At 59.1% G+C, this 20,266-nt stretch carries 17 protein-coding genes and 1 pseudogene; 10 read left to right on the forward strand and 8 right to left on the reverse strand.

The annotated features are described in order from the left end of the window. Positions 1–43: 43 nt before the first annotated feature. Entirely contained in the window at positions 44–1,294 is a 1,251-nt protein-coding gene (locus tag MU521_RS15665; RefSeq protein WP_092694673.1) for an outer membrane protein assembly factor BamB family protein, read from the reverse strand. A gap of 101 nt (positions 1,295–1,395) precedes the next feature. Here MU521_RS15665 and MU521_RS15670 point away from each other — a divergent pair, with 101 nt between their 5' ends. Further along, entirely contained in the window at positions 1,396–2,781 is a 1,386-nt protein-coding gene (locus tag MU521_RS15670; RefSeq protein ID WP_092694671.1) for a hypothetical protein, read from the forward strand. 43 nt (positions 2,782–2,824) lie between these two features. Here MU521_RS15670 and MU521_RS15675 read toward each other — a convergent pair whose 3' ends face one another. Further along, on the reverse strand, positions 2,825–3,175 hold the full coding sequence (locus MU521_RS15675; RefSeq protein ID WP_092694669.1) for a DUF7471 family protein: 351 nt from the start codon (positions 3,173–3,175) through the stop codon (positions 2,825–2,827). 111 nt (positions 3,176–3,286) lie between these two features. Here MU521_RS15675 and MU521_RS15680 point away from each other — a divergent pair, with 111 nt between their 5' ends. Continuing rightward, positions 3,287–4,570, forward strand: a complete 1,284-nt coding sequence (locus MU521_RS15680; RefSeq protein WP_092694667.1) for a DUF7405 family protein — start codon at positions 3,287–3,289, stop codon at positions 4,568–4,570. A 13-nt stretch (positions 4,571–4,583) separates the two neighbouring features. Here MU521_RS15680 and MU521_RS15685 read toward each other — a convergent pair whose 3' ends face one another. Continuing rightward, positions 4,584–5,768 (reverse strand): hypothetical protein, encoded by a 1,185-nt coding sequence (locus MU521_RS15685; protein ID WP_139171172.1) that lies wholly within the window; start codon positions 5,766–5,768, stop codon positions 4,584–4,586. A gap of 113 nt (positions 5,769–5,881) precedes the next feature. On the opposite strand from MU521_RS15685, the gene MU521_RS15690 reads away from it, so the two are divergent. After that, positions 5,882–6,952, forward strand: a complete 1,071-nt coding sequence (locus MU521_RS15690) for an iron transporter (protein WP_092694663.1) — start codon at positions 5,882–5,884, stop codon at positions 6,950–6,952. A gap of 36 nt (positions 6,953–6,988) precedes the next feature. On the opposite strand, the gene MU521_RS15695 is transcribed toward MU521_RS15690, so the two are convergent. After that, positions 6,989–7,576 carry a hypothetical protein gene (locus tag MU521_RS15695; protein WP_284731980.1) on the reverse strand — a complete coding sequence of 196 codons (588 nt, stop codon included), beginning with the start codon at positions 7,574–7,576 and terminating at the stop codon, positions 6,989–6,991. A gap of 306 nt (positions 7,577–7,882) precedes the next feature. Between MU521_RS15695 and MU521_RS15700 the strand changes: the two genes are divergently transcribed. The 3 genes from MU521_RS15700 to MU521_RS15710 all read left to right on the forward strand — a co-directional run bounded on the left by MU521_RS15700 (position 7,883) and on the right by MU521_RS15710 (position 10,814). Then, positions 7,883–8,422 (forward strand): winged helix-turn-helix transcriptional regulator, encoded by a 540-nt coding sequence (locus tag MU521_RS15700; protein WP_092661338.1) that lies wholly within the window; start codon positions 7,883–7,885, stop codon positions 8,420–8,422. 225 nt (positions 8,423–8,647) lie between these two features. After that, the gene (locus MU521_RS15705; protein WP_092694661.1) at positions 8,648–9,166 is read left to right on the forward strand and encodes a COX15/CtaA family protein; all 519 of its coding nucleotides are present in this window, start codon (positions 8,648–8,650) and stop codon (positions 9,164–9,166) included. 76 nt (positions 9,167–9,242) lie between these two features. After that, entirely contained in the window at positions 9,243–10,814 is a 1,572-nt protein-coding gene (locus MU521_RS15710; RefSeq protein WP_092694745.1) for a transposase, read from the forward strand. 399 nt (positions 10,815–11,213) lie between these two features. Here MU521_RS15710 and MU521_RS15715 read toward each other — a convergent pair whose 3' ends face one another. The 3 genes from MU521_RS15715 to MU521_RS15725 form a co-directional block, all read right to left on the reverse strand. After that, positions 11,214–12,890: a transposase gene (locus tag MU521_RS15715; RefSeq protein WP_092694659.1), complete on the reverse strand. Its 1,677-nt coding sequence runs from the start codon at positions 12,888–12,890 to the stop codon at positions 11,214–11,216. 164 nt (positions 12,891–13,054) lie between these two features. Beyond that, positions 13,055–13,831: a sulfite exporter TauE/SafE family protein gene (locus MU521_RS15720; RefSeq protein ID WP_092694657.1), complete on the reverse strand. Its 777-nt coding sequence runs from the start codon at positions 13,829–13,831 to the stop codon at positions 13,055–13,057. A 3-nt stretch (positions 13,832–13,834) separates the two neighbouring features. Further along, positions 13,835–15,028, reverse strand: a complete 1,194-nt coding sequence (locus tag MU521_RS15725) for an NRAMP family divalent metal transporter (RefSeq protein WP_092694655.1) — start codon at positions 15,026–15,028, stop codon at positions 13,835–13,837. An 858-nt stretch (positions 15,029–15,886) separates the two neighbouring features. Here MU521_RS15725 and MU521_RS15730 point away from each other — a divergent pair. Continuing rightward, positions 15,887–16,585: a TIGR00266 family protein gene (locus tag MU521_RS15730; RefSeq protein ID WP_092694653.1), complete on the forward strand. Its 699-nt coding sequence runs from the start codon at positions 15,887–15,889 to the stop codon at positions 16,583–16,585. Between the two features lie 1,166 nt (positions 16,586–17,751). On the opposite strand, the pseudogene MU521_RS15735 reads toward MU521_RS15730, so the two are convergent. Next, positions 17,752–18,426: pseudogene (locus MU521_RS15735) on the reverse strand (IS6 family transposase). Positions 18,427–18,618: 192 nt separating this feature from the next. Here MU521_RS15735 and MU521_RS15740 point away from each other — a divergent pair. The 3 genes from MU521_RS15740 to MU521_RS15745 all read left to right on the forward strand — a co-directional run bounded on the left by MU521_RS15740 (position 18,619) and on the right by MU521_RS15745 (position 20,103). Beyond that, positions 18,619–19,140: a winged helix-turn-helix domain-containing protein gene (locus MU521_RS15740; protein WP_092694651.1), complete on the forward strand. Its 522-nt coding sequence runs from the start codon at positions 18,619–18,621 to the stop codon at positions 19,138–19,140. Between the two features lie 3 nt (positions 19,141–19,143). Further along, the gene (locus MU521_RS21935; protein WP_092694649.1) at positions 19,144–19,587 is read left to right on the forward strand and encodes a toxin-antitoxin system TumE family protein; all 444 of its coding nucleotides are present in this window, start codon (positions 19,144–19,146) and stop codon (positions 19,585–19,587) included. 246 nt (positions 19,588–19,833) lie between these two features. Continuing rightward, complete coding sequence (locus tag MU521_RS15745; protein WP_092694647.1) at positions 19,834–20,103, forward strand: HalOD1 output domain-containing protein; 270 nt, start codon at positions 19,834–19,836, stop codon at positions 20,101–20,103. The last annotated feature ends 163 nt before the right edge of the window (positions 20,104–20,266 follow it).

Genomic DNA, 20,266 nt, shown 5'->3' on the forward strand with positions numbered 1-20,266 from the left:
GCCCCATTTAGAGCCGTCCACCTGTCCGCGTCGGCTTGCGCTGTCACGATCCCTCCGTGTAATCCAGCGACGTGATCCGGCCGTCGCCGTAGATCACGAACACTTCCGCGCCTGGGTCTTCGGTCACGTCGGCAACTGTCGGGAACGTCCAGACTGGCACGTCGCGTTGATAGACCGCCAGCTGGCTTCCCGAGTCGGGACTCAGAACGGTGATGGTACCGCCGTTCGTGACTGTCACCAGCTCGGCGGTGCCGTCACCGGTGAGATCACCGACGACCGGTGCCGGAGTCATCGTGTTCTCTTCGGGGCCGAGTCTGGTCGACCACGCCTGCTCGCCTGAGGTCGCGTCAAGCGCTCCGACGATGTTGCCCGGTTCGCTGAAGTACACCCGAAGTGGGCCGTCTTTGCCTGCCTCCCCGATTGCGTGCAGCGAGAGCGACGCGCCGCCACGGACCTCGTGTGTCCAGTCCACGCCCCCGTCCGCACCATCCATCGCGGTGACGCCCGAACCGGACGCGGTGAAGACTTCGATAGCCTCCTCGTCGTCGACCTGGCCGACATCGAGGTCTTCGGCGGCTATGTCGGTCGTCCATGCGAGCGATCCATCAGCGTTCAGTGCCACGGTGCGCTCGTTGGTCCCGACGACGACTTCCTGCTGTCCGTCTGCATCGATATCACCAACGGCTGGCGCGGCCCAGACCGTCTCGTTCAGCGAGCGCGTCCAGTACACCTCACCGTCGCCGCCGGCCACGACGACGTGGCCGTCGATGTCGCTCGTGACGATTTCCGGTCCGGATGCGGCAGTGACGTTCCCAATTGTCGGCTTCGAATATCCGTACGTGGACAGGGGGACACGAAACTCTTCGGACCCGTCGGCAGCCGAATAGGCGATGGTGGCGTTCCGGATCGTAGCCGCGACGACCTCAGTCGTCCCGTCGCCGTCCACGTCCGCAATCGCGGGCTCGGTCAGTGCGTGCATGAAACAGTCCGCGGGCGGTGTGGTCGTCTGCCAGCCCACCCCGCCGTCGCCTGGCGCGAGGCGATTGAGGGAACACGAAGTCGGCGAGAGACGCGAGTTGTCGGCCGCGATGGTCGCGACCGGCGCGACTATCACCTCTCCGTCGGAACCGATCCCGACTGCATGGTGGTTGACCGTGTTGTTACGGGCCGTGTCGCTGATCCAGCGTTCGGTGAGTTGCCCGTCCGGTGTCCCACCCCCTCCGAGCGTGAGAACGGCGATGCCCGCTAGAACGACCACCAGCCCTGCGAGTACCACACCGGTCACGGGTCGCATACCCGGAATCCCGCTCGGAGAACGGGAAAACGCTTCGTCCCGGGGACGGGTTTCGAGAATCGGACCACCGGACCTTTCACGCGGAGTTCCCGATGGCCGGTATGGGCCGTTGGACGCGCTGGCTGGTCGTCTGGTGCGGGTACTACGCCCTCGTCGGGGCCGCAAGTGCACACACCATCGGCCGCTCCCGGTTCGGCGCGCCGCTTCCTCTGGCGTTGCTCTACGCAGGGGCTGGTGGAACAGTCGTCCTCACCGCCGTCTGGCTTGGGGTTACCGACGGCGAGACGACCCACGCGCATCCTCGAACCGTGGGCGCACTTTCACCGTCAGCTGGGACAGCCCTCAGAGGCGTCGCACGAGTCTCCTTCTTCGCGCTGTTCGTCGCCGCACTCGGTCACGGCTTCGCTGGACGGCAGGTCGCGGCGGAGAACCTGGCGACAGTGTTCGTGTGGCCGATCTGGCTCAAAGGTGTGGGATTGTTGGCGATTCTCTTCGGCTCGCCGTGGCGGGTCCTCTCGCCCTGGGAGTCGCTGTACGACCTGCTCGTCGCTCTCGAAGGTGAAGAGTTGGCGGTAGTCGGTAATTTGCCATCGTGGCTCGGTGCATGGCCGGCCGTCATCGGCTTCGTCGTCGGGATCGGAGTCGTCGAAAACCTGACCGTTATCATTCGCTCGCCACGGATGACGGTCCTGATGGTCGCTAGCTACACACTCGTCATGCTGCTCGGGGCCGTCGCGTTCGGCCGCGAGTGGTTCGAGCGTGCAGACACGCTGACGGTGCTCTACGGGCTGTTCGCTCGCGTCGCCCCGGTTCTGTTCGATCGGACCGATGCCGGTGGGTGCCGTATCTATCTTCGAACGCCCTGGGCTGGCTGTACGAGGGCCGTCAGTGGCGTCTCGCTCGTCGTCTTCGTCGTCGCGGCCGTCTACACCGTCAGCTTCGACGGCTTCAGCGAGTCGACCGCATATCAGACCCTCCTGTTCGGGACGCGAGAGCTGTTCGGCGTCGGCCCGATCGTCAGCGTCCTCGTCTATCTCGCGGGGCTGCTCGCCTTCGTCGGAAGTTTCGCGCTGGCCGCTATCGCCGTCGAGGCACTGGCGACCGGCGACGCGACCGACTGGATCGCCACTGCCCGCGCGTTCGCCCCGACGGTCGTTCCCATCGCCGCGGCGTACGAAATCGCGCACAACTACCCGTTCGTCCTCCGGAATGTCGGCCAGTTGCTGACTATCGCCCTGGAGTTCGTCGGGGACGGCGGGACGACGATTTCCCTGCTGGGATGGCTTTCCGTTCCGGTGTTCTGGGCTTCACAGGTACTCCTCATCGTCGGTGGCCACGTCGTCGCCGTCGTCGCCGCCCACCGCGTTGCCGTCGACCGCTACGAGACGCTCACACTGGCACGCCGGGGGCACCTACCGCTCGTCGTCGTGATGGTCGGCTATACCGTCCTCTCGCTGTGGATCGTCTCCCGTCCGTTCGCGGCATGACGAGCCGAACGCATGGGGGCCACGTCGCGGTCGGCGTGGCCGGTCAAACCGTGTCTTCCCGTGCGGGTGATCCTGACCCGCTCCGGTACACGGCGTACAGAACCAGGAGCGCGATGAGGAAATCGAGCAGATGTGCGACGACGTGATGAGCGGTCATCGGGACGACGCCGAAGACGGTGCCCCATCCGACGACGGTCCGGGTGGCGAGTGCTCCCAGCGCCAGACAGATCAGCAGGTAGCGCTGCTGGAGGCGTCTGGTGTACGCGACGACCGAGAGGACGAACAGTGACAGCGTTCCGAGTCCGGCGAGGACCAGCCCGGCGACGAGTAGCGGGGCGAATTCCGGCGTGACCCAGTCCGCAGGGAAATCGACTGTGAGTATATCCAGTGCCATCTGTCTCGCCTCGTCGTTACAGGGTCGGCGTATTGAGCCACACGGTGGTTCGGGATGGGATTCGACGGTCGCACCAGAACGTACATTCCGTATTCGTCCCTAGCCCACCCGATGTCAGAAGACCGCGACCGTGGGATTTCGCGGCGGACGTTCGCCAAGTCCGCCGTCGCGATCGGGGGGACGGCCGCGCTCTCGGCCTGTCTAGACTGGTTCGGTGGCCCGGACGTACCCCAGGGCCCGTCGGACCTGTCGACGCTCCCCGCCCGTCAGCACGCCTGGAACGACACCCTCTCGACCGACCAGCACGGCAACGTGGTCACGCCCCGGCACCACGTCTTGCTCCTTCTGAACTACGACGGGAGCGGTCGGCCGTCAGAAGCCGACCGCGAACGGGTCGAACAGGCGTTCCGAAGTCTCGAACACGCCTACCGTCGCGGGAACGACGGTCTCCTCTTTACTATGGGATATACGCCGTCGTACTTCGATCGGTTCGACGGGGAACTCCCCGAGGCCGTCGACCTGCCGGCACCAGCGGCGATGGCTCCCTTCGAGGACCCCGACTTTGATACGCCCGACGCCGTCGTTCACCTCGCCAGCGATTACTCGCAGGTCGTCCTCGCCGCCGAGGAGGCGCTGAAGGGCACCCAGGCGGAACTCAATGGTGTCGAGATGAACGGCTCCGTCGACGGCGTCCTCTCCGTCGCGGACCGTCGGACGGGGTTCATCGGCGAGGGGCTCCCGGCCAGAAACGACGACGTCGACGGCGTGCCCGAAGGTGAGGTGCCTGAGGAGTCACCCCTGTACATGGGCTTCAAATCCGGGTTCGAGAAGAATCAGGCCAGTGAGGATCGCGTGACCATCCAGTCCGGCCCCTTCGCCGACGGCACGACCCAGCACCTCTCGCTCATCCGCCTCCACCTCCAGCAGTGGTACGAACAGGACAGCCGCTTTCACAGGGTGGCCACGATGTTCTGCCCCGCACACGCCCAGAACGACACGGTCGAGGGCGTCGGCGACAACCTCGGTGATTCGAGCAAGATGAGCGAGACGGGGTGTCCGGCACACACGACCGAGGATGCGCGGGAGAAAGGGGTAGTCGGCCACTCGCAGAAAACGGCTCGCGCCCGCGAAAACGATTCACCGATCATCCTCCGGCGGGACTTCGACTCGACTATCGGTGATCGTGCGTCGCTGCACTTCCTCTCGCTCCAGCGGGGGATCGGCGACTTCGTGCAGACTCGTGAGGCGATGAACGGCACCGACGTGGCCGACGAGTCGGCCGTCGGCCAGCGCACCAACAACGGTATCCTCCAGTACATGACCGTCGAACGCCGCGGGAACTACCTACTCCCGCCCCGACAGCACCGCTCGCTACCGACCCCAAACCCGAAGTGAGGTTCGCGGCGGCTCAGGCCGTCGGGGCCGCACAGGTGCCACCGCCTGTACTGGCATCGTCGTCGGTCTCGCCGACGGGATCAGTCGACCGGAGGAAACTCCAGAGTAGCATCGACACTGCACCAGCGAAAAAGAGGCCGCCGACCGGTGAAGTGGGGTCCATGAACGCCCAGTAGACCGGGCTGGCCGCGGTGCCGAAGGCCGCGCCCACGACACCGTACATCGCCGGGGCGCAGCAACAGCAGGCAGTCGCGCCCGAGGAGACGACGGCACCCACGGACGCTCCGCCGGAGTCGACCTCGCGGGTCACCTGCCACTGCTGGGTGATCGACGCCGCGTTCAGCGTGATCAGACCGCCCAGGATCAGGGTCAACAGGACCGTCCCGATAGACACGTACCCCGCCAACGGGATAGCGGGGACGTAGAACTCCAGAGCCGGCCAGTAGACCAGCGGGCTCCCGACTCGGAACAGTCGGACGAACCCCTCTCCGCTCATCCCGACGCCGAGGTCGGGGTTCAGGGTCAGCGACCCCGCCGAGAACGCGAAAAAGCCGGCGAAGGCCAGGAGTGCGAGTCCGCCGACCCGACGGGGCCACCGCCGCCCCAGGAGGAGGCGAACCCGCTCGCGGCGCTCCGTCCAGAGGACGTAGCCGATCGTCGCGGGCACAGCGGCCGCGATCAAATACCCGACGGGATTCGTGAGCCCGCCGGCGGGAAGGAGTGCGGGATAGACGACCCACGCGGCCAGCAGGACGCCTAGCGCGGTGTAACGAGGTCGGCGAGGCCAGTAGCGAATCCCCAGCAGCAGACTGCCGACGACCATCCCCGTCCCGGCGAGCAGGTTCAGCACCTCGAACCAGCCGGTCCAGTCGGGAGCCGTCGGCGGTGTCACCTGAATCTCGACGAGGCCGATGCTCCCGAACAGGATCAACACGAGTCCGACCACGAGTACGGGCAGCGAGTAGTATCTGGATCGGTCGGCCCGGAGCAACCGGACACTCAGCCCGCCGGCAGCGAGTCCGACCACGACGAAAACGAGAAGGACCCAATGGGGCGTGCCAGCATGTGCGGTGCCGGTATGGGCCTGGACGCCCGGGACGATCTGGAGCGTGACGAAGGCGACGATAGCAGCGGGGATCGACCGCCGAATCCAACGCGCCCGACCGCCGGTTTCTCCCGTCGTCTGCATCCCTGCCATTTCGTGTCGATTCCCGAGTCCGGATCAAGAGGATTCTGGTCCATCTCTCGAAATCCGCCGATTCGACGGTCGTACCAGAATTTCTTTTCGAGAAGACCCCCGAACCAATGGTAATGAAGCGCAGACAGTATCTCGCCGTTCTCGGGACGGGGAGCGTCGCGAGTGTCGCGGGGTGTATGGGGTTGCTGGAGACGGAGCAGCGATCGGTACGCATGCCGCCGCTGGTTGACAACCGACCGTCGGCAGTGTACATCCCGACCCACGTCGAGGGGATGGAGATGGCGGGGATGAAGGAAGCAAGCCGGCTTCGACTCGCGCTCTCCTACAGTTTCCCGCACCGGTTCTGGACTGTCGACATCGACCGTACGAATCAGGTGTCGGTCCAGTCCGACGACTCGGCTCACCTGATGGTGAGCGTCTGGGATGGTGAGACGAATACGGTAATTCCCACATCGAACGCGTCGGTGACGGTCACACAGAACGGGAGTACGGTCACACAGAAGGATATGTGGCCGATGCTCTCTCAGAACATGGGCTTTCACTACGGTGACAACGTCCAGTTGGATGGCGACGGCACCTACGAGGTCAACGTTCGGTTCGGTCCCGTCGGGACGCGTCGTACCGGTGCATTCCGGGATCAGTTCGGTGAACAGGCAACGCCCTCTTTCACGATGGAATTCAGCCAGTCGAAGCTGGAAACACTCATGTTCAAGCGACTCAGTGATCGCGAGGGTAACCGAGGCGCGGTAACCCCGATGGACATGGAGATGATGCCGATTCCACAACTCCCGAAGCCGGACGGGATGCCAGGATCGGTCCTCGGGACTGGGACCAGCGGTGACGCGAAATTCGTCGCGACGGTACTCGATTCGCCGCCGGCCGGCGTCGAGGGATCGGGCTCGTATCTCGCCGTGTCGGCGCGGACGCCGCACAATCGGTTCCCGATTCCGATGATGTCGATGACGGCCACTGTCTCCGGGGGCGACAAGTCGAAGTTCGACGGACCACTGACCAGCACACTCGACCCCAACCTGAAGTACCACTACGGGGCAGTCGTCGACGGGATCGAGTCCGGCGATACCATCACGATCACACCCCAGTCCGTCCCACAGGTCGCACGCCACGAGGGGTACGAGATGGCGTTTCTCGACATGTCGGAGATGGAGCTAACGGTCGAGGGCTAGCATATCGACGGAATATTCATCTTCGCGGAGGTCTCGTTACTCCAGGAATCTCCTGAAGAGGCGAAGTAGAGCGGTGTTGGACTGTTCTCCGCCGTATACTCTGAGGGAATCGACACCCGCGAGCCCGTGTTCCCCGGAATCGTCACGCTCCCAGTACAGCCATGCCGCTTCCTCGCTCCCGTCGAGTCCCGTGTCCTCGACTGGGAACTCCAGAACGAGCGACTCGTCACTCTCGCCGTGTCCGCTCTCGATTTCGGTCACGTCTCCATCACCCGCCGGTCGCGCACCACCCCCATCTTGCAGATCGAACCGTGAGCCGAACCGATACCGCACCGCCTCTTCAGTCGGGTCGAAGGTCTCTCGCTCGCCGTCACCGTTCAAGTACTCGGTCGGATGGACGGCCACGGACACGGAGTCGTGTTCCGCCAGATCGATGAAATTGTCTTCGTTCTGGGGCTGGATATCGATATCCAACTGCGTCGGAAAGTGTGCAGCCGCGACACCGCTCACGGCCGGGATGGCCGCGGCTCCCACTCCGATACCGACGGCATTCCCGAGCAGCCGTCTTCGGGTAGTAGTCTTCGTCGATACGTCCATGGCCGCCCGCTGTGTCCGGTCGTTCATACTACATTCTTAAATCGATCCGTTTGCCGCATAGCGGTTCTGGCGCGATCACCGAATTCATTTGAGACCAGCCGACTGGATGGGAGACCTCAACTGCGGGATCGTTTGAGGCAGGTGAACGCCGTTCGAGAGCTACACCACGTCCGCTAGTTTCGTCCGTTGTCGGACGCTTCCAGATACGACACCGGTCGCATCTGGTTCGGTCATTGAAACCGGTCGACGGATCGTGAGGTATAGAAGGGGCTCCCGCTATATTGTGGGCAAGAAGCACACGGACCGGATCACTGCTACACCAATAGTCCATAGATGTCTGATACAAGAACGAGTATCGCGTCCGAGATTCGCCGAACGCCGGGGATTCACTTCAACGAACTTACCCGGGCCCTCGATCTCGCACCGGGACAGGTCCAGTACCATCTCAAGAAGCTCACCGGGACCGACGAAGTCGTCGAAGAATCCCTGTACGGACGGACTCACTACTATCCGGCAAACTATGGATCGTGGGAGCGAGGGGCGCTGGCCGTATTACGGAGGGAGACGGCCCGCGATATTCTGGTGTACCTGCTGACCAACGGCCAGACAAGTCCAGCCACCGTCGCGGACGGCGTGGGGATTGCACGAAGTACGCTCGAGTGGCATCTCGATCACCTCGTCGAACAGGACCTCGTCGAAAAGGAGCGCGACCATCGGAATCATGTCACGTTGGTCGTCTCACATCCGAAAGAGACAGCCGAGCTCCTAGGACTGGTCGAGCCATCGGTCGCAGACCGGCTGGTCGATCGGTTCACGCGATTAGTCGACGGACTCCTTGACGGTGGCGCCAACCCGCCTGCGGAAGACCAGTAATCTGGTGTGTGTTCATCCGTCTCACCGGCACCACACTCGAATTCTGAGTGATAGGGGTCCGTAAAATCGGCTGCACAACCGAAAGTCGAACGAATCTGCCGATCCCGATTCCGAGGATATAGCCGTCGAACGTATCGTTCCAGTCTGCCAAGTGGCCAGTGATTACAATTCGATGGGTGGACCAGAATCCGCTTTGTTATCGGAGCTCACACTTCGAGTTGTGGTATGAAACAGGCACAGTTGTTTTCGTCATTTCGGAGGGCAATCGTTCCCGGAATCAGCTATCACCAACTGGCTCTGACCACACTGATCGGAACATACCTCCTCATGATTCTCGGAGCTTACACGAGCGCGATTGGGGCCGGTCTGGCGTGTCCCGACTGGCCAGCCTGTTATGGCACTCTCGTTCCGTTCTTGCATCCAGAAATTATCGCGAGTTCACCGTATTCGGGACTCCAGATCTTCGCCGAATGGGCCCACCGTACCCTGGCTGTAATCATCGGACTGTTAATTGTCTCGACAGCATTCACTGCCTGGTATACACGTGACAGTGCCCTCGTAAGGGGGCCTGCTGTATTCGCTGCCCTATTGTTACCATTCCAGGTTATTCTGGGCGGACTTACTGTCACAGCATCGTTGGCACCCATCGTCGTGACATCCCATCTCGCGACAGCGACATTGATACTGATTGCACTGACAGCGACGACAGTTGCAAGTTGGCCCTCGATTGTTATCACTCACTGACAGTGTATTTTGAGATGATTTCAGGTTCTACGTAATGGAGTGTACAACGGACCCGTACTCTGCCCGCGATAGTCGGATGACTGATGCCTACACGACTGGCATCGCGATACACGATGACCTTCGGGATGGCGAGTCGCTTTCTGGTGCCGTAAGCGACGCACCAATGCGGACTAGGACACTCGACGACGCGTATCCTGACTGGCACCCTGCGCCGGACTCGTTTCGCGGGATGCTCCGACTGTTCATCTACCGAGAGATCACGGGCGATAGCTACCGCTCCTTGGCTCAGTACCAAGAGCTGGCCGACGCGTTTGGACTGCATCACATCCCCGACGAATCAGTGCTCTCCCGAACGTGGCGTAATCGCTTCAACGATGAGGTCCGCGAATTCATCACTATCGGTGCCCACTTCGTCGTCAAAGAAGTCCACGATCGCGGGCCGGCCATCCCGGCTGTCCGCCCGAAAGATGAGGTTGTTGACCACGAGACTGAATCTGGAGAAGACGATTCCAAAACGGAACGAAAGTTCACAGACGAGCAGATTCACCGGACGACACGCCTCGCCCGTAACCACGGCTTCGATGGGTTCGATTCCGGCCGAGCACACAACACATCCTACGGAGACACTCAGTTTTTCGAGTTGCAGACGTTCATGGGGATGGTTGGCTGTGGCACTGCCCAAGGCGCGTCCCGCTTCCAGTACCGGCGCGGTGAGGAGTACGGCCCCCACGGCGATACTCACCTCCGATCGGTCAAACAATTCGAGTCGGATAGTCTGATCGACGGATTTGACGCAGCCAGCGACCGCCTGCTCTCGGTAATCGCCGAGGAAACCTCATTCCGGCGGCCGGTGACCGTAGCGATCGACATTACGACCGTCCCATACTACGGTGAGGTCGAGGAGATGCCGATGGTCAACGGCATGCGAGGGGAAGAGAAACGCGCGTTCAAATTTGCGACGCTGTCAATCGTCGGCGAGAATATTGCGTTCGTTCTGGCGATCGAACCAGTCCGAGAGAGTTCAGCGTGGGACAAGAATCGGTCAAATCAGGTTCATCAGACCGTCCGACGACTCGTCCAACGTGCGAAGAAGCACGTACCGATTGAGACCGTCCTCTGTGACCGCGAATTTGATTCAGCAGGCGTGTTTCAGGCCCTCACCAACCTTAACGTAAATTATCTGATTCCCACACGGATCTCCAGCACTGAACGGGAGGCGATCGAGATAATGGACGAAGATGGACGTAATGTGGCCGTTGAGAAGGCGTCTATCGATGTTGAATCGGGCACGCACGCGATGCGATTTCTTTACGTCCCGTCGACGAACGGCGATGGGACAGCAGTCTTCGCGACGAATCTCTCCGTTAGTCCAGACGAAGCCGAATCGTTCTGTCGGCGGTACAGCCGGCGGTGGCAGATCGAAAACGAATACAAGTCCATCAAGAACGATTTCCTCGCGAGCACGTCCTCGAAAGACTATCGGGTTCGGTTGTTCTACTTCGTGTTCGCGGTGCTGCTCCACAATATCTGGCGGCTCACGGACTTTCTGCTGAAGGCAGCCGTAGACAGAGAGATGGACTACGCACCCGTGCTGACTGCCGGCGAATGCGTTGAATTGGTATCCTCAGGCCTTATTCCCACGGATTAGCGCCGACACCACCCGATCGGTTGGCGTTCGGGAGTGAGTGGCAACGCTCTGCTGAGCGCGTCTCAAACACCTGTGTTGAGACGAAGTGGCGATATTAGCTCAAATTATGGTTGGTTTTAGATATCTTCGCGTCCCTATTCCATCACTCACCGGCGAAATCTGGCCGTGAGATTGGTATCCTCCGAAACTGTGAACTTCAGAATTGCGATGGAAGTTGAGACTACAGCGGGTACAGCGGGTGTATAATGCGTGGTTTCGGCCGATTCAGTGATCGGAAACCGACTCAGATTACCCTCCAGACGGCACATTCTGTTGAACTTCCAACCATATACGCGAATTTCCACGACTTTCGACAGCGTAGCCACTCAGACGCCGGGCTACCACGGGTAGAGCTCCTCGCTATCCGATTCCGGTTTCCTTCTTCACCAGCGTCAGCGTATTGTCGGCTGTTACAATCGGCGAGTGTTCGTATTCACCGGTCAATTGCACCTGTACCAGCAGATCAACCGCTCGCCAGATCGAGTACAGGAGACACGCGAACGCGAAATAGAAGAACCGCAGGCCGAAGTGCTTCGAGGTCGTCGCACCCATAAACCGCTTGATCGATTTGTAGCCGCTCTCAATCTCCCACCGATATCCGTACTCTGTGAGATGCCCGGTTCCCGTATTCGTCATGAACACAGAGTACTGCCGGTGATCGGTGTGTTCGGAGTTCTCTTTCCGTCGGTAGATCAGCGTCGTCGAGTGCCACTCGTTGTCGCCGAGATGCAGTTTTCGATCAGTCTCGTAGCGGTCCTTCCCCCGCTTGAGAAGTCGTTTCGCCTGCGCTTTTTCGCTAGTCTGCATCCGCTTCGGCACGACGTAGGACATCCCGCGCTGGCTGATCATCTCCAGGATATGCTGGCTGTCGAACTCACAGTCCATCAGCACATTATCGACGTGAACGAGGGCCTCTGCCGAGTCCAAGAGGTCCTCGACGATCTCCTTGCGTGTGTCGCCTTTCCGCACCGGCCGGGCGTCCAGCACAATCGGGACAGCATTCCCGACCAGTTGGACTGTCGCCCACTGGTAGGCGTACTCGTCTGTCTTCTCTTTTGTGCCGATAATCTCGTATTCGTGGCCCGCACGGTCGCCAGTGAACGGGTCGGACTCGGTAATGTCGATCGCGACAATGCCAGCTCGGAAGAACTCCTCTGTGTCTGCTACTCGGTCCAGCAGTCGACTCACCGCCTGTCGATACATCTCGCGTATCTGCTTGACCGAGAGATCACGGACGTGATCACGGTGTGCGTGGCCAAGTGGTGTCCGCTCCCTATTGGACTCATGAATGAAACTCCGAGCGCCTTCGTTGACAGCCAAGTTCTCTCGAAGCCCGAGATACGTCTGTAAGTCCCAGTAGGCGTTCTCATGAATCTCACAGCCCTCGCCACGGTCCAGTGAGAAGGCAGGGAACGCAACATCACTGACCCGCTCAGTAACTGTCTCTGCCTGGTTCAGGATGGTCTGGTCGTCAGGGTCCGGTTCTGTATTCTCGTCACCGTGTCTACGGCTCTGTCGTTCTGGATCGCGTGGGACTGTGACGCCCGCATTCTGGGCTTTGATGAGGATGGTTCGCGCTGCCGTCCTGATGATGTCTTGGAGATCGGCCGTGAAGCGGTGGTGCCAGCTGCGCCACAGCGTCGACTGATTCGGTACCGACTCTAGACCGATCTGTTCGCGGAAATCGGGGTGTTGGGTGAGGTACTCGACGAGGGCAGTCTCGTGGTCCCAGCCATGGCATTCTTTCAGCAGGAACAGGCGAAACAGTGTCTCCATCTCGTAGCTCGTTGAGCCTGCGTATCGGTCGTGGGGATCGAACTGGACGTATGCGAGTGGTAATGCTTGGACGAATGGTTCGACGGTCTCGTGATCGTCATGCTGGAACCAGGTTTCCGCAACGAGACGAATATCCGATTCTACTCCGGGGAGTGACGTCCGATCGAACAGCGGGCTCGACTCGTACGTTGGCCAGTCAACGTAGGATAGCTGGACGATCCGGCAGAAGACAGTGCGACGAGACTCACGGGTTGGGGCCACAGAGGAATGCTGAACCCGGGATGTTCAAGTATTCGTTCAACTGCTCAACACAGGTGAGATACTCATCCCCGTACAGATAGAGCGCCCAGCCACCCTCTAGACCATTCCTGCCGCACGACAGGCCCGGCAGTCGTTCGGCGAATCGGCCTGACGGATCGGCTCTCTCAGTGTAGGGCGATATACGGCCCCAGCAGCAGCATCAGAACCGCGAGGAACCGCGTCAACCTGTCGGCGTCGACCGCCTGTGCGACCCGCCAGCCGAGCACGACGCCGACGAGTTCGGGGACGCCGATGGCGACCACTAGGGCCCAAGAAACTGCGTCGCGCACGACGTAGCCCAGGGTCGCGAACGCCGCGATGAAGATGGACTGGACCTGCGCGACGCCGACGGCGAACAGCATCGGCACGCCGAGTGCGACCAGTAGCGGGACCGTGAGTACGGGGCCGCCGACGCCGAGGAGGCCTCCAGAAATACCGACGAATGTGCCAACGGCGGCGACGCCGAGCGTTCCCCGCGTCGAGGTCGTGTCGTAGCTGGCACCGCCCGTGCCGTAGCGTGACCGGTAGAACACGAGCACGCCCGTCACCATCACCAGTCCGCCGAGCAACAGCCCGAAGGCGTCTCTCGAGACGAACGCGTTGAGCCGGACACCGATCAGTGCGCCCACGAGCCCGGTGACGCTCAGGACGCCGGCGGAGCGCGGGCCGCCGTGGGAGCTGAGTTCTCCGGAGCGGTAGTATCCTGCCGTGCCGACAAGTCCCGTGGCGATGAACGTCGCGCTGGCGGTGCCGACGATGGTCGCCGGCGGCAGGTCGGTTAGCGCGTACAGCGCGATGGTGACGAAGATACCACCCGGTCCGACGGCGGTGATGCCGATTCCGGACAGCAGCGAGATGACCAGCAGGAGAGCGAGGGTTCCAGCGGGGATGCTAGCGGGCATTCCTCAGAGCCCGCCAGACAAGATGGCGTTGATGACGAACCGACCGGCACTCCACGCGGAGTAGACAGCCAGTAGGATGAGCGCGCTATTGAGGATGTTCAGTTTCCAGCCGTTCGTGTACTCACCCATGACATCGCTATCGTTGACCGCCCAGAATAGCAGCAGAGCGGTTATCGGGAGTCCGACAACTCCGTTGTACGCGGGGAAGAGAATAATCATATCGATGACACTCAGTCCGAGATACTGGTGGACGAGCGGCGAGAGGCTCCCGACCCCGACGCCGATGACATAAATGAGCTTGAACAGGCGAGTGCTCTCGGCGAACTCCTCGCCCATCGCTTCCGGGATCATGTACGCGGGCGCCCACATGATCGGAATGATGCTGTTGAACGCGGCCGCGAGCGTCCCGACGAGGAAGACAACCATCGCCCACTCGCCGAGAACGTTCGCGAGGGCCCTCCCCGGTGTGAGGAAGGTCTCAAGGTGGGTGTAGCCAGCCGGCCGCAGCACGGCAGCAGCTGCGACGACGATGGCGATCGTGGTGACGCCGCCGACGGCGTAGCCGATGGAGAGGTCGCGGCGCATCGTCGGCACGTCGGACTTACTTGTCCAGCCCTTGTTTTCAACGAGCTGTGACTCGAGAAAGAAGTTCGGCCAGAGCGCGGTCGTCCCGAGGATACTCACCGCGAGCGCCATCGCCCCGGCCGATTCGATTGCGGGAACGAATCCCTTCGATACGGCGACGAGGTCGGGGCTACTCGCGCCCGCGACGACGACGTACGCGATGAGGAGACCGAACATCATCGTGACCATCACCTTCTCAACCATGTCGTAGCCGAGGATACCGATGACCATGGCTGTCAGTCCGGTCAGGTAGGCGAACGGATGCCAGCCGATTCCGTGGAGACCGAGGAGGACGACGACCCCCTTCCCGACGGCCGCTGTGAGTTCGAGGGTCCACGCGATACAGCCGACCGCCAGCAGAACCATCAGGATGGTCGCGACGGTCGAGCCGAGTCTCTTCCGTGCGAACGCCGCGAGCGACTCGCCGAAGATGCCGAGTCGGGCGCTCATGTCCTGTGCCATGAACCCGAGGAGGACGGCGCCGACGACGGCCCACAGGAGACCGTACCCGTAGCGGACCCCGGCAGAACTCGCGATGAAGACCGACCCCGAGCCGAAGTAGCTCGCGACCATCACGAATGCGAGACCGTACTGCTGGAAGAGTTCGGTGATTGTGAGGTCTGGCGCTAATCCGGTGAATGATTTGATTTCTATATGCGAATAGTCGAAATTATTGGTTTTTAGCCGATTCGAGAGCAGTCGCTCCCACGGAGTATTCTGGCACGTTGCCCCGAAACTGCCGAGACTAAGCCCAGAATGTAACTATTCAATCCATACCGAAATATGCTGTGAAATCCTGCCGCGACTACTGCCGTATCTGACCACACCCGGCCTTCTGGAGCGTCCGCTTGAGCCAGTTGCGACAGTCATTCGGAACTTTGCCGGACGATGTATTCGCAGATACACTGAGAAGTCACGCAATCCGCGTTTCCTGAATGAACTCTGGACTTTCGGACCATATGCATTGAGAGTCCCAGTCTCAACTACTGAATCGAAACGCAGTCTCCTCTACATACAGCGCTCCCTGACGCAACGTTAGTTTCAGCGGTGGTAGCTAATACCATACCTGTTGTTGGGGTACTCGCGTTCGATATGTTGGCCCTGTAGTTTCGGCATACACCGGTTGATGCGGACCGATAACCTCGTAGAGTTAGCCGAGGAGTACGCAGTGCAACCACGCAATTGGCTCGCTGTCTGTTCGCTGTTGCTGGGGCTGAAACAGTGGTACACAGTATATACCCCTACGCTCCAATCGACTACCTGCAGATGAGATTCAACAGGAAGCAGATAGCTGGCATAACCGCTGTGGCACTCACTGTAGTGTATAGCCTTCGCCGCTGGCGTGATGACTCCGCCACTGTAGACGACCCAGAGTTCGAGCCTGAACAGACAGCTCCAATTGCGGACTGATAACCGATCGAAATACTACCAATGGACTACGAATTCTCACACCGACCGTCGTACACGCACTTGACCGTCTCACTACAACAGGGTGAATCAATCGTCGCTGAACCCGGTGCGATGGTCGGTCACTCAACGACCGTTGATGTCGAGACTGAAACGAGCCGCGATGGGTTGCTCAGTTCAGCTAAATCGATGCTGGGCGGCGAATCGATGTTTACCAACACGTTCGTTGCCAGAGAGGGGTCAGGACAGGTTACCCTGGCACCGCCGACACCAGGAGACATGATGACCCACGAACTCAGAAATGAAACACTGTATTCGACTGACGGGGCGTTTGTCGCCGGAACAGAAGGTATTGATATCGATTCGGAGGTCGGTGGCCTCAAATCGATGCTCAGCGGGGCTGGGATCACGCCGCTCGCGCTGAAAGGCAGCGGCACAGTCTTTATCGACGCCTACGGCGGCCTTGAGAAATTAGAGTTGGCCGCAGGCGAATCGTACGTTCTGGATAACGAGCATCTTATCGCGTGGGATGACACGATCGAGTACTCCACTCGACGGGTTGGCGATCTAAAATCAACGCTGTTGAGTGGTGAAGGGCTTGTCTTCGAGTTTACTGGCCCTGGGACAGCGTGGTACCAGACCCGTGATATGGACTCACTGGTGGAGGTCATCGCTCCGCGACTGCCGAATCAGGACTCAGGCGACGGCATTGAGTTTGAATAAATGGTTGCCTGAATGCAGTATAAGCCGGTGGTGCAGCGGCGACCAAAATTTGTGGACGTAAACTACTACGCGACCTCATGCGGTAGTCCGGAGCAATCTAACTTGTTTGCTGAGCAGTTAGCAGAGAACACTAACAACCGAACATGTCAGTAAAAAAGTTGAAACGGTAGTGAGTGATCACTCTCGTTCATCTAAAACTGTGAGCCGTTCAGATCGAGTAATCGGACTCAGTATACCCAGTCTCATCGCTATCTGATTCGATTTCGGTTCCCGGTGAATCTCCTTGTCGTTCAGAACTTCCTGAGTCAGTTGTGGATGCCTCTGATGATTCTGTAGTGAGGGCAGCTCTGGGACTACGCCCGCGATATCTACCAGCATTCGGGCGTTGCAGAAACATGCAATATGTCGCACATCAAGGCGCACTACTACCGGAGCCACGAGGATCTCAATCCAACCGGATTTGTCCGAGTTGGTTCCGAGAGTGAGTGGTCGGACTCCCCCATTGAGACCAGCTCACTAACTCAAAAATCACATCGATGTATAACCAATCTACTAGGGCTCGCGTAAAACACGCGCGATGTATTCAGCACTTGCCGTTGTAACGGCTATCAGACAGGTCAGTTGAGCAACTGCTGAATATACATTATACACGGGGTGTGTGATAGAAAAATACGGCAGTTGTCCCTTTGCTCGTATGGGTTGGCTGGCGATTTATAAAACAGAGCTTGTCAGAGCTGTCGAAAGGTTGCTGTCGCCGTTGGGCTGGGATCGCTCGAAGATTCGTCGGGAACATTCGTCGGGAACTCGCCGAGACAGGGGTGCCGGAGTTAACGGCGTTTGCGAACACTGAGAAGGATTAACCAACACGAGGGTTACCCGTAACAAGTTTGTTGGTTAACCATACCCCCACGAGGTTGAACCCTCACACCCCGTGTGCGAGATGAAATCGGGAAAACGACGGGAGGGGGTGGTCGAGGAGAGAGCCAACGAAACGCTAGAAATTCACGATTTCACAGAGGAGAAGTCTCAAAGACGGCAATATCGAGATGATCTCTAATATAGAGAAATCTTTATGTACTCACTCTGTCAACAACGTTCAAACTAGAACTAGTGTCGGTCGAAACGAAACAATACGTTTCGTGATATGACCGCACTCATGGCACTGTCTAGTTCAGGGCCGCCTCAACGGGCGTTTGATTATTTAGCGCTTGATTCGGTCGATCGTGGTTATAGTGGTGTCGAAAGCGGCGTAACCAGCGCCGGGCGCTTGATTAACTGCCCCGCCAGAACGAGCGAAAACGGTCGATCGAGACTGTCTGGAACCACTTTTCGATGTGATTCCGTTCTTCATAGTCGAGCTGACCGCTCAGATCATGCCGAAAGAGGGCAGTCAAATACCCACCAGCATCAACCAGAAACTCGGCGTTTGAAACGTCGTGTTTCTCAGTGAGGCGATACAAAAATGCCGCCGCGGGATCGGTCCCGCGGCGGCTGTATACATCGATTTCAAGCAGTAATTTTGACTCCGTATCGATCGCCGCAAACAGCCACTTCTTTTCTACATCAACCTCGATTTGTTTCTCATCGACGGCGACCCGCGACGGCTCAGCCGTCGGCGGGTCGGCCTGCGATTCAGCGAGATCGTGCGTCCAATTCCAGACCGCTCCATGAGAGCGATCAACGCCGAGTAACTCCAATACGGCAGCCACTTCCCGCACCGACAACCCCATCGAATGAAGCCGGACCCCGAACACCCTAACGGGTGTCGGGGTCCGCTCATTCTTCCAAACCTCATCACAATCCACATCTAACGTCTCTCTGAGCAGGTCTGCAAATGTCATAACCACCGCTCACTACGACCTGCTCGCTTCTCAAACTCCCTCAACTAGACAGTGCCGTATTTTACCAACTCTAATCTTCCCAACTCATCATTATGTAGCTGATCCAGAGAGGGATTGCCATCTGCCCATAAGATATATTTCCGGCCAAAACCATATCTTATCCACGCTAAGAAATGGAGGCACTATAGATTCATGAGTTCTGATCCAACTGAGGAATACAACGACGTAAACGAGGCAGCAGTGGCCGACTGGAAGGGCGAGACAACGACACGAGAGCGAATCAAGGCTATCATCACGCGAACGACCGAGCCCACGCCAGCCTCCGAGATCGCCGAAAAAGCACGTGCGAGCAAGCCGGTAGTCCGTGATGAACTCAACGAGCTTACTGAGCTCGGACTCGTCGAGAAAATCGACGGTGGACAGGGTGCATTGTACAAACGCAACGATCAGATGTATATCTACCAGCAGGTGCTGAAGCTTCACGACGAGTACTCCGAGGACGAACTGATTGAGACACTGCAGGAACTGAAGCAGACAGTCCAAGACATCAGGACAAAATACGGCGTCGAATCACCTGCAGAACTCGCACAGCAACTCGACCCAGACGATCAGGACGGCTGGGACGACCATACGATGTGGCAGACCGCCCAGAAGAATCTCTACCTCGCGAAAGCGGCGATCAGCTTCTATGATGCGCGGAAAGTGGTTGCCTGAGCAATGTCGTATCTAACCGGGAACACAGGGCCGATTGATTACGAGGCTCTCCAGCGCATCCGAGACATCTTTCTCGAACACGAACCACTGGTAACTCATCACGACTTAGGTAACCGACTTGACCCTCAGCTAGAGTTGAATATTACCGTCGACGAAGGCTTTGGCGATAGCCCCAGTGGCCGGTTTGATATCGTCTGGACTGAGCGCGACTGTTACAACTTCCACTACACCGAGTCGGATGGCATCGACTTTCGTTTCGATCGCCATCCTGAACCGCACGCTCCAGAGAAGCACTATCACGAACCACCGAATGCGAATACACGAGTCCTTTCGTGTATCGACGTCGAACCAGTCGACATAGTCACTCGCGCAGTGCTGAAATGCTGGCGCACAGCACTCAATCGGGATGACCCTACACTGGTGAATATGCAGTCGAATCCGCCCTGACAGCTACTCATTACCCGTGTTCGGAGGGCAATTCCTCGCTGGCTTCGTTGTTGACCGACCGTCTCTGTCGTCCCTTAGGCCTTCTCAATCGGTGATAGATTACAGCACTCCTGCTGAATACAACGCGCATATGCAGCACGCACTTCAGCTCTGACTTCCGGAATCGCGCTAAACTATATACAGTCGGTGAGTACAGCGATAGATACTGGCAATAGTGGATTTTCCGTTGGCCGTTCAAATAGGGGTATGGAACGTACGCAGGAATTCTACTACGAGCCGGATGAGGACGAAACGCTGAGCTTAGCAGTCGTATCGGCGGTTGCAGAGGCTCACGACGAGGATGTAATCGAACAGGAATGGCGCATCAGTGAAGATATTAATACAGACGCTCTCGACGGACTGTTTCAGGAACATAATCTCAAGATGACTCTCCAGTTTGAGGCGGATACGACGACCGCGACTATCGTTGCCGACAACAACGGAAACCCGATGATCAAGATTGAATCACACCGCTAATTATCAGCTCTACTGAACGCTAATACGTGTGAAACCACTGATAGCTGGCTGGACCCTCTAAATTCAGCAACCGCTCAAATCCCATGTCTGAAATTCGTCACAGTGGCGATTGATGAATAGAAAGCGCGAGTCTTGCACGTCGCAAACCGAGAATCGGGGTCGT

The organism is Halorientalis regularis (genome assembly GCF_023698535.1).
GTDB classification, from domain to species: domain Archaea; phylum Halobacteriota; class Halobacteria; order Halobacteriales; family Haloarculaceae; genus Halorientalis; species Halorientalis regularis.

What these genes read in the sequence shown, in the direction of transcription:
- MU521_RS15680 (WP_092694667.1), top strand. Translation starts at nt 3,287, where the DNA reads ATGTCAGAAGACCGCGACCGTGGGATTTCGCGGCGGACGTTCGCCAAG.
- MU521_RS15725 (WP_092694655.1), bottom strand. Translation starts at nt 15,028, where the DNA reads ATGGTCGCGAGCTACTTCGGCTCGGGGTCGGTCTTCATCGCGAGTTCT.
- MU521_RS15675 (WP_092694669.1), bottom strand. Translation starts at nt 3,175, where the DNA reads ATGGCACTGGATATACTCACAGTCGATTTCCCTGCGGACTGGGTCACG.
- MU521_RS15670 (WP_092694671.1), top strand. Translation starts at nt 1,396, where the DNA reads ATGGGCCGTTGGACGCGCTGGCTGGTCGTCTGGTGCGGGTACTACGCC.
- MU521_RS15740 (WP_092694651.1), top strand. Translation starts at nt 18,619, where the DNA reads ATGAGTTCTGATCCAACTGAGGAATACAACGACGTAAACGAGGCAGCA.
- MU521_RS21935 (WP_092694649.1), top strand. Translation starts at nt 19,144, where the DNA reads ATGTCGTATCTAACCGGGAACACAGGGCCGATTGATTACGAGGCTCTC.
- MU521_RS15710 (WP_092694745.1), top strand. Translation starts at nt 9,243, where the DNA reads ATGACTGATGCCTACACGACTGGCATCGCGATACACGATGACCTTCGG.
- MU521_RS15685 (WP_139171172.1), bottom strand. Translation starts at nt 5,768, where the DNA reads ATGGCAGGGATGCAGACGACGGGAGAAACCGGCGGTCGGGCGCGTTGG.
- MU521_RS15700 (WP_092661338.1), top strand. Translation starts at nt 7,883, where the DNA reads ATGTCTGATACAAGAACGAGTATCGCGTCCGAGATTCGCCGAACGCCG.
- MU521_RS15720 (WP_092694657.1), bottom strand. Translation starts at nt 13,831, where the DNA reads ATGCCCGCTAGCATCCCCGCTGGAACCCTCGCTCTCCTGCTGGTCATC.
- MU521_RS15745 (WP_092694647.1), top strand. Translation starts at nt 19,834, where the DNA reads ATGGAACGTACGCAGGAATTCTACTACGAGCCGGATGAGGACGAAACG.
- MU521_RS15730 (WP_092694653.1), top strand. Translation starts at nt 15,887, where the DNA reads ATGGACTACGAATTCTCACACCGACCGTCGTACACGCACTTGACCGTC.
- MU521_RS15690 (WP_092694663.1), top strand. Translation starts at nt 5,882, where the DNA reads ATGAAGCGCAGACAGTATCTCGCCGTTCTCGGGACGGGGAGCGTCGCG.
- MU521_RS15695 (WP_284731980.1), bottom strand. Translation starts at nt 7,576, where the DNA reads ATGAACGACCGGACACAGCGGGCGGCCATGGACGTATCGACGAAGACT.
- MU521_RS15705 (WP_092694661.1), top strand. Translation starts at nt 8,648, where the DNA reads ATGAAACAGGCACAGTTGTTTTCGTCATTTCGGAGGGCAATCGTTCCC.
- MU521_RS15665 (WP_092694673.1), bottom strand. Translation starts at nt 1,294, where the DNA reads ATGCGACCCGTGACCGGTGTGGTACTCGCAGGGCTGGTGGTCGTTCTA.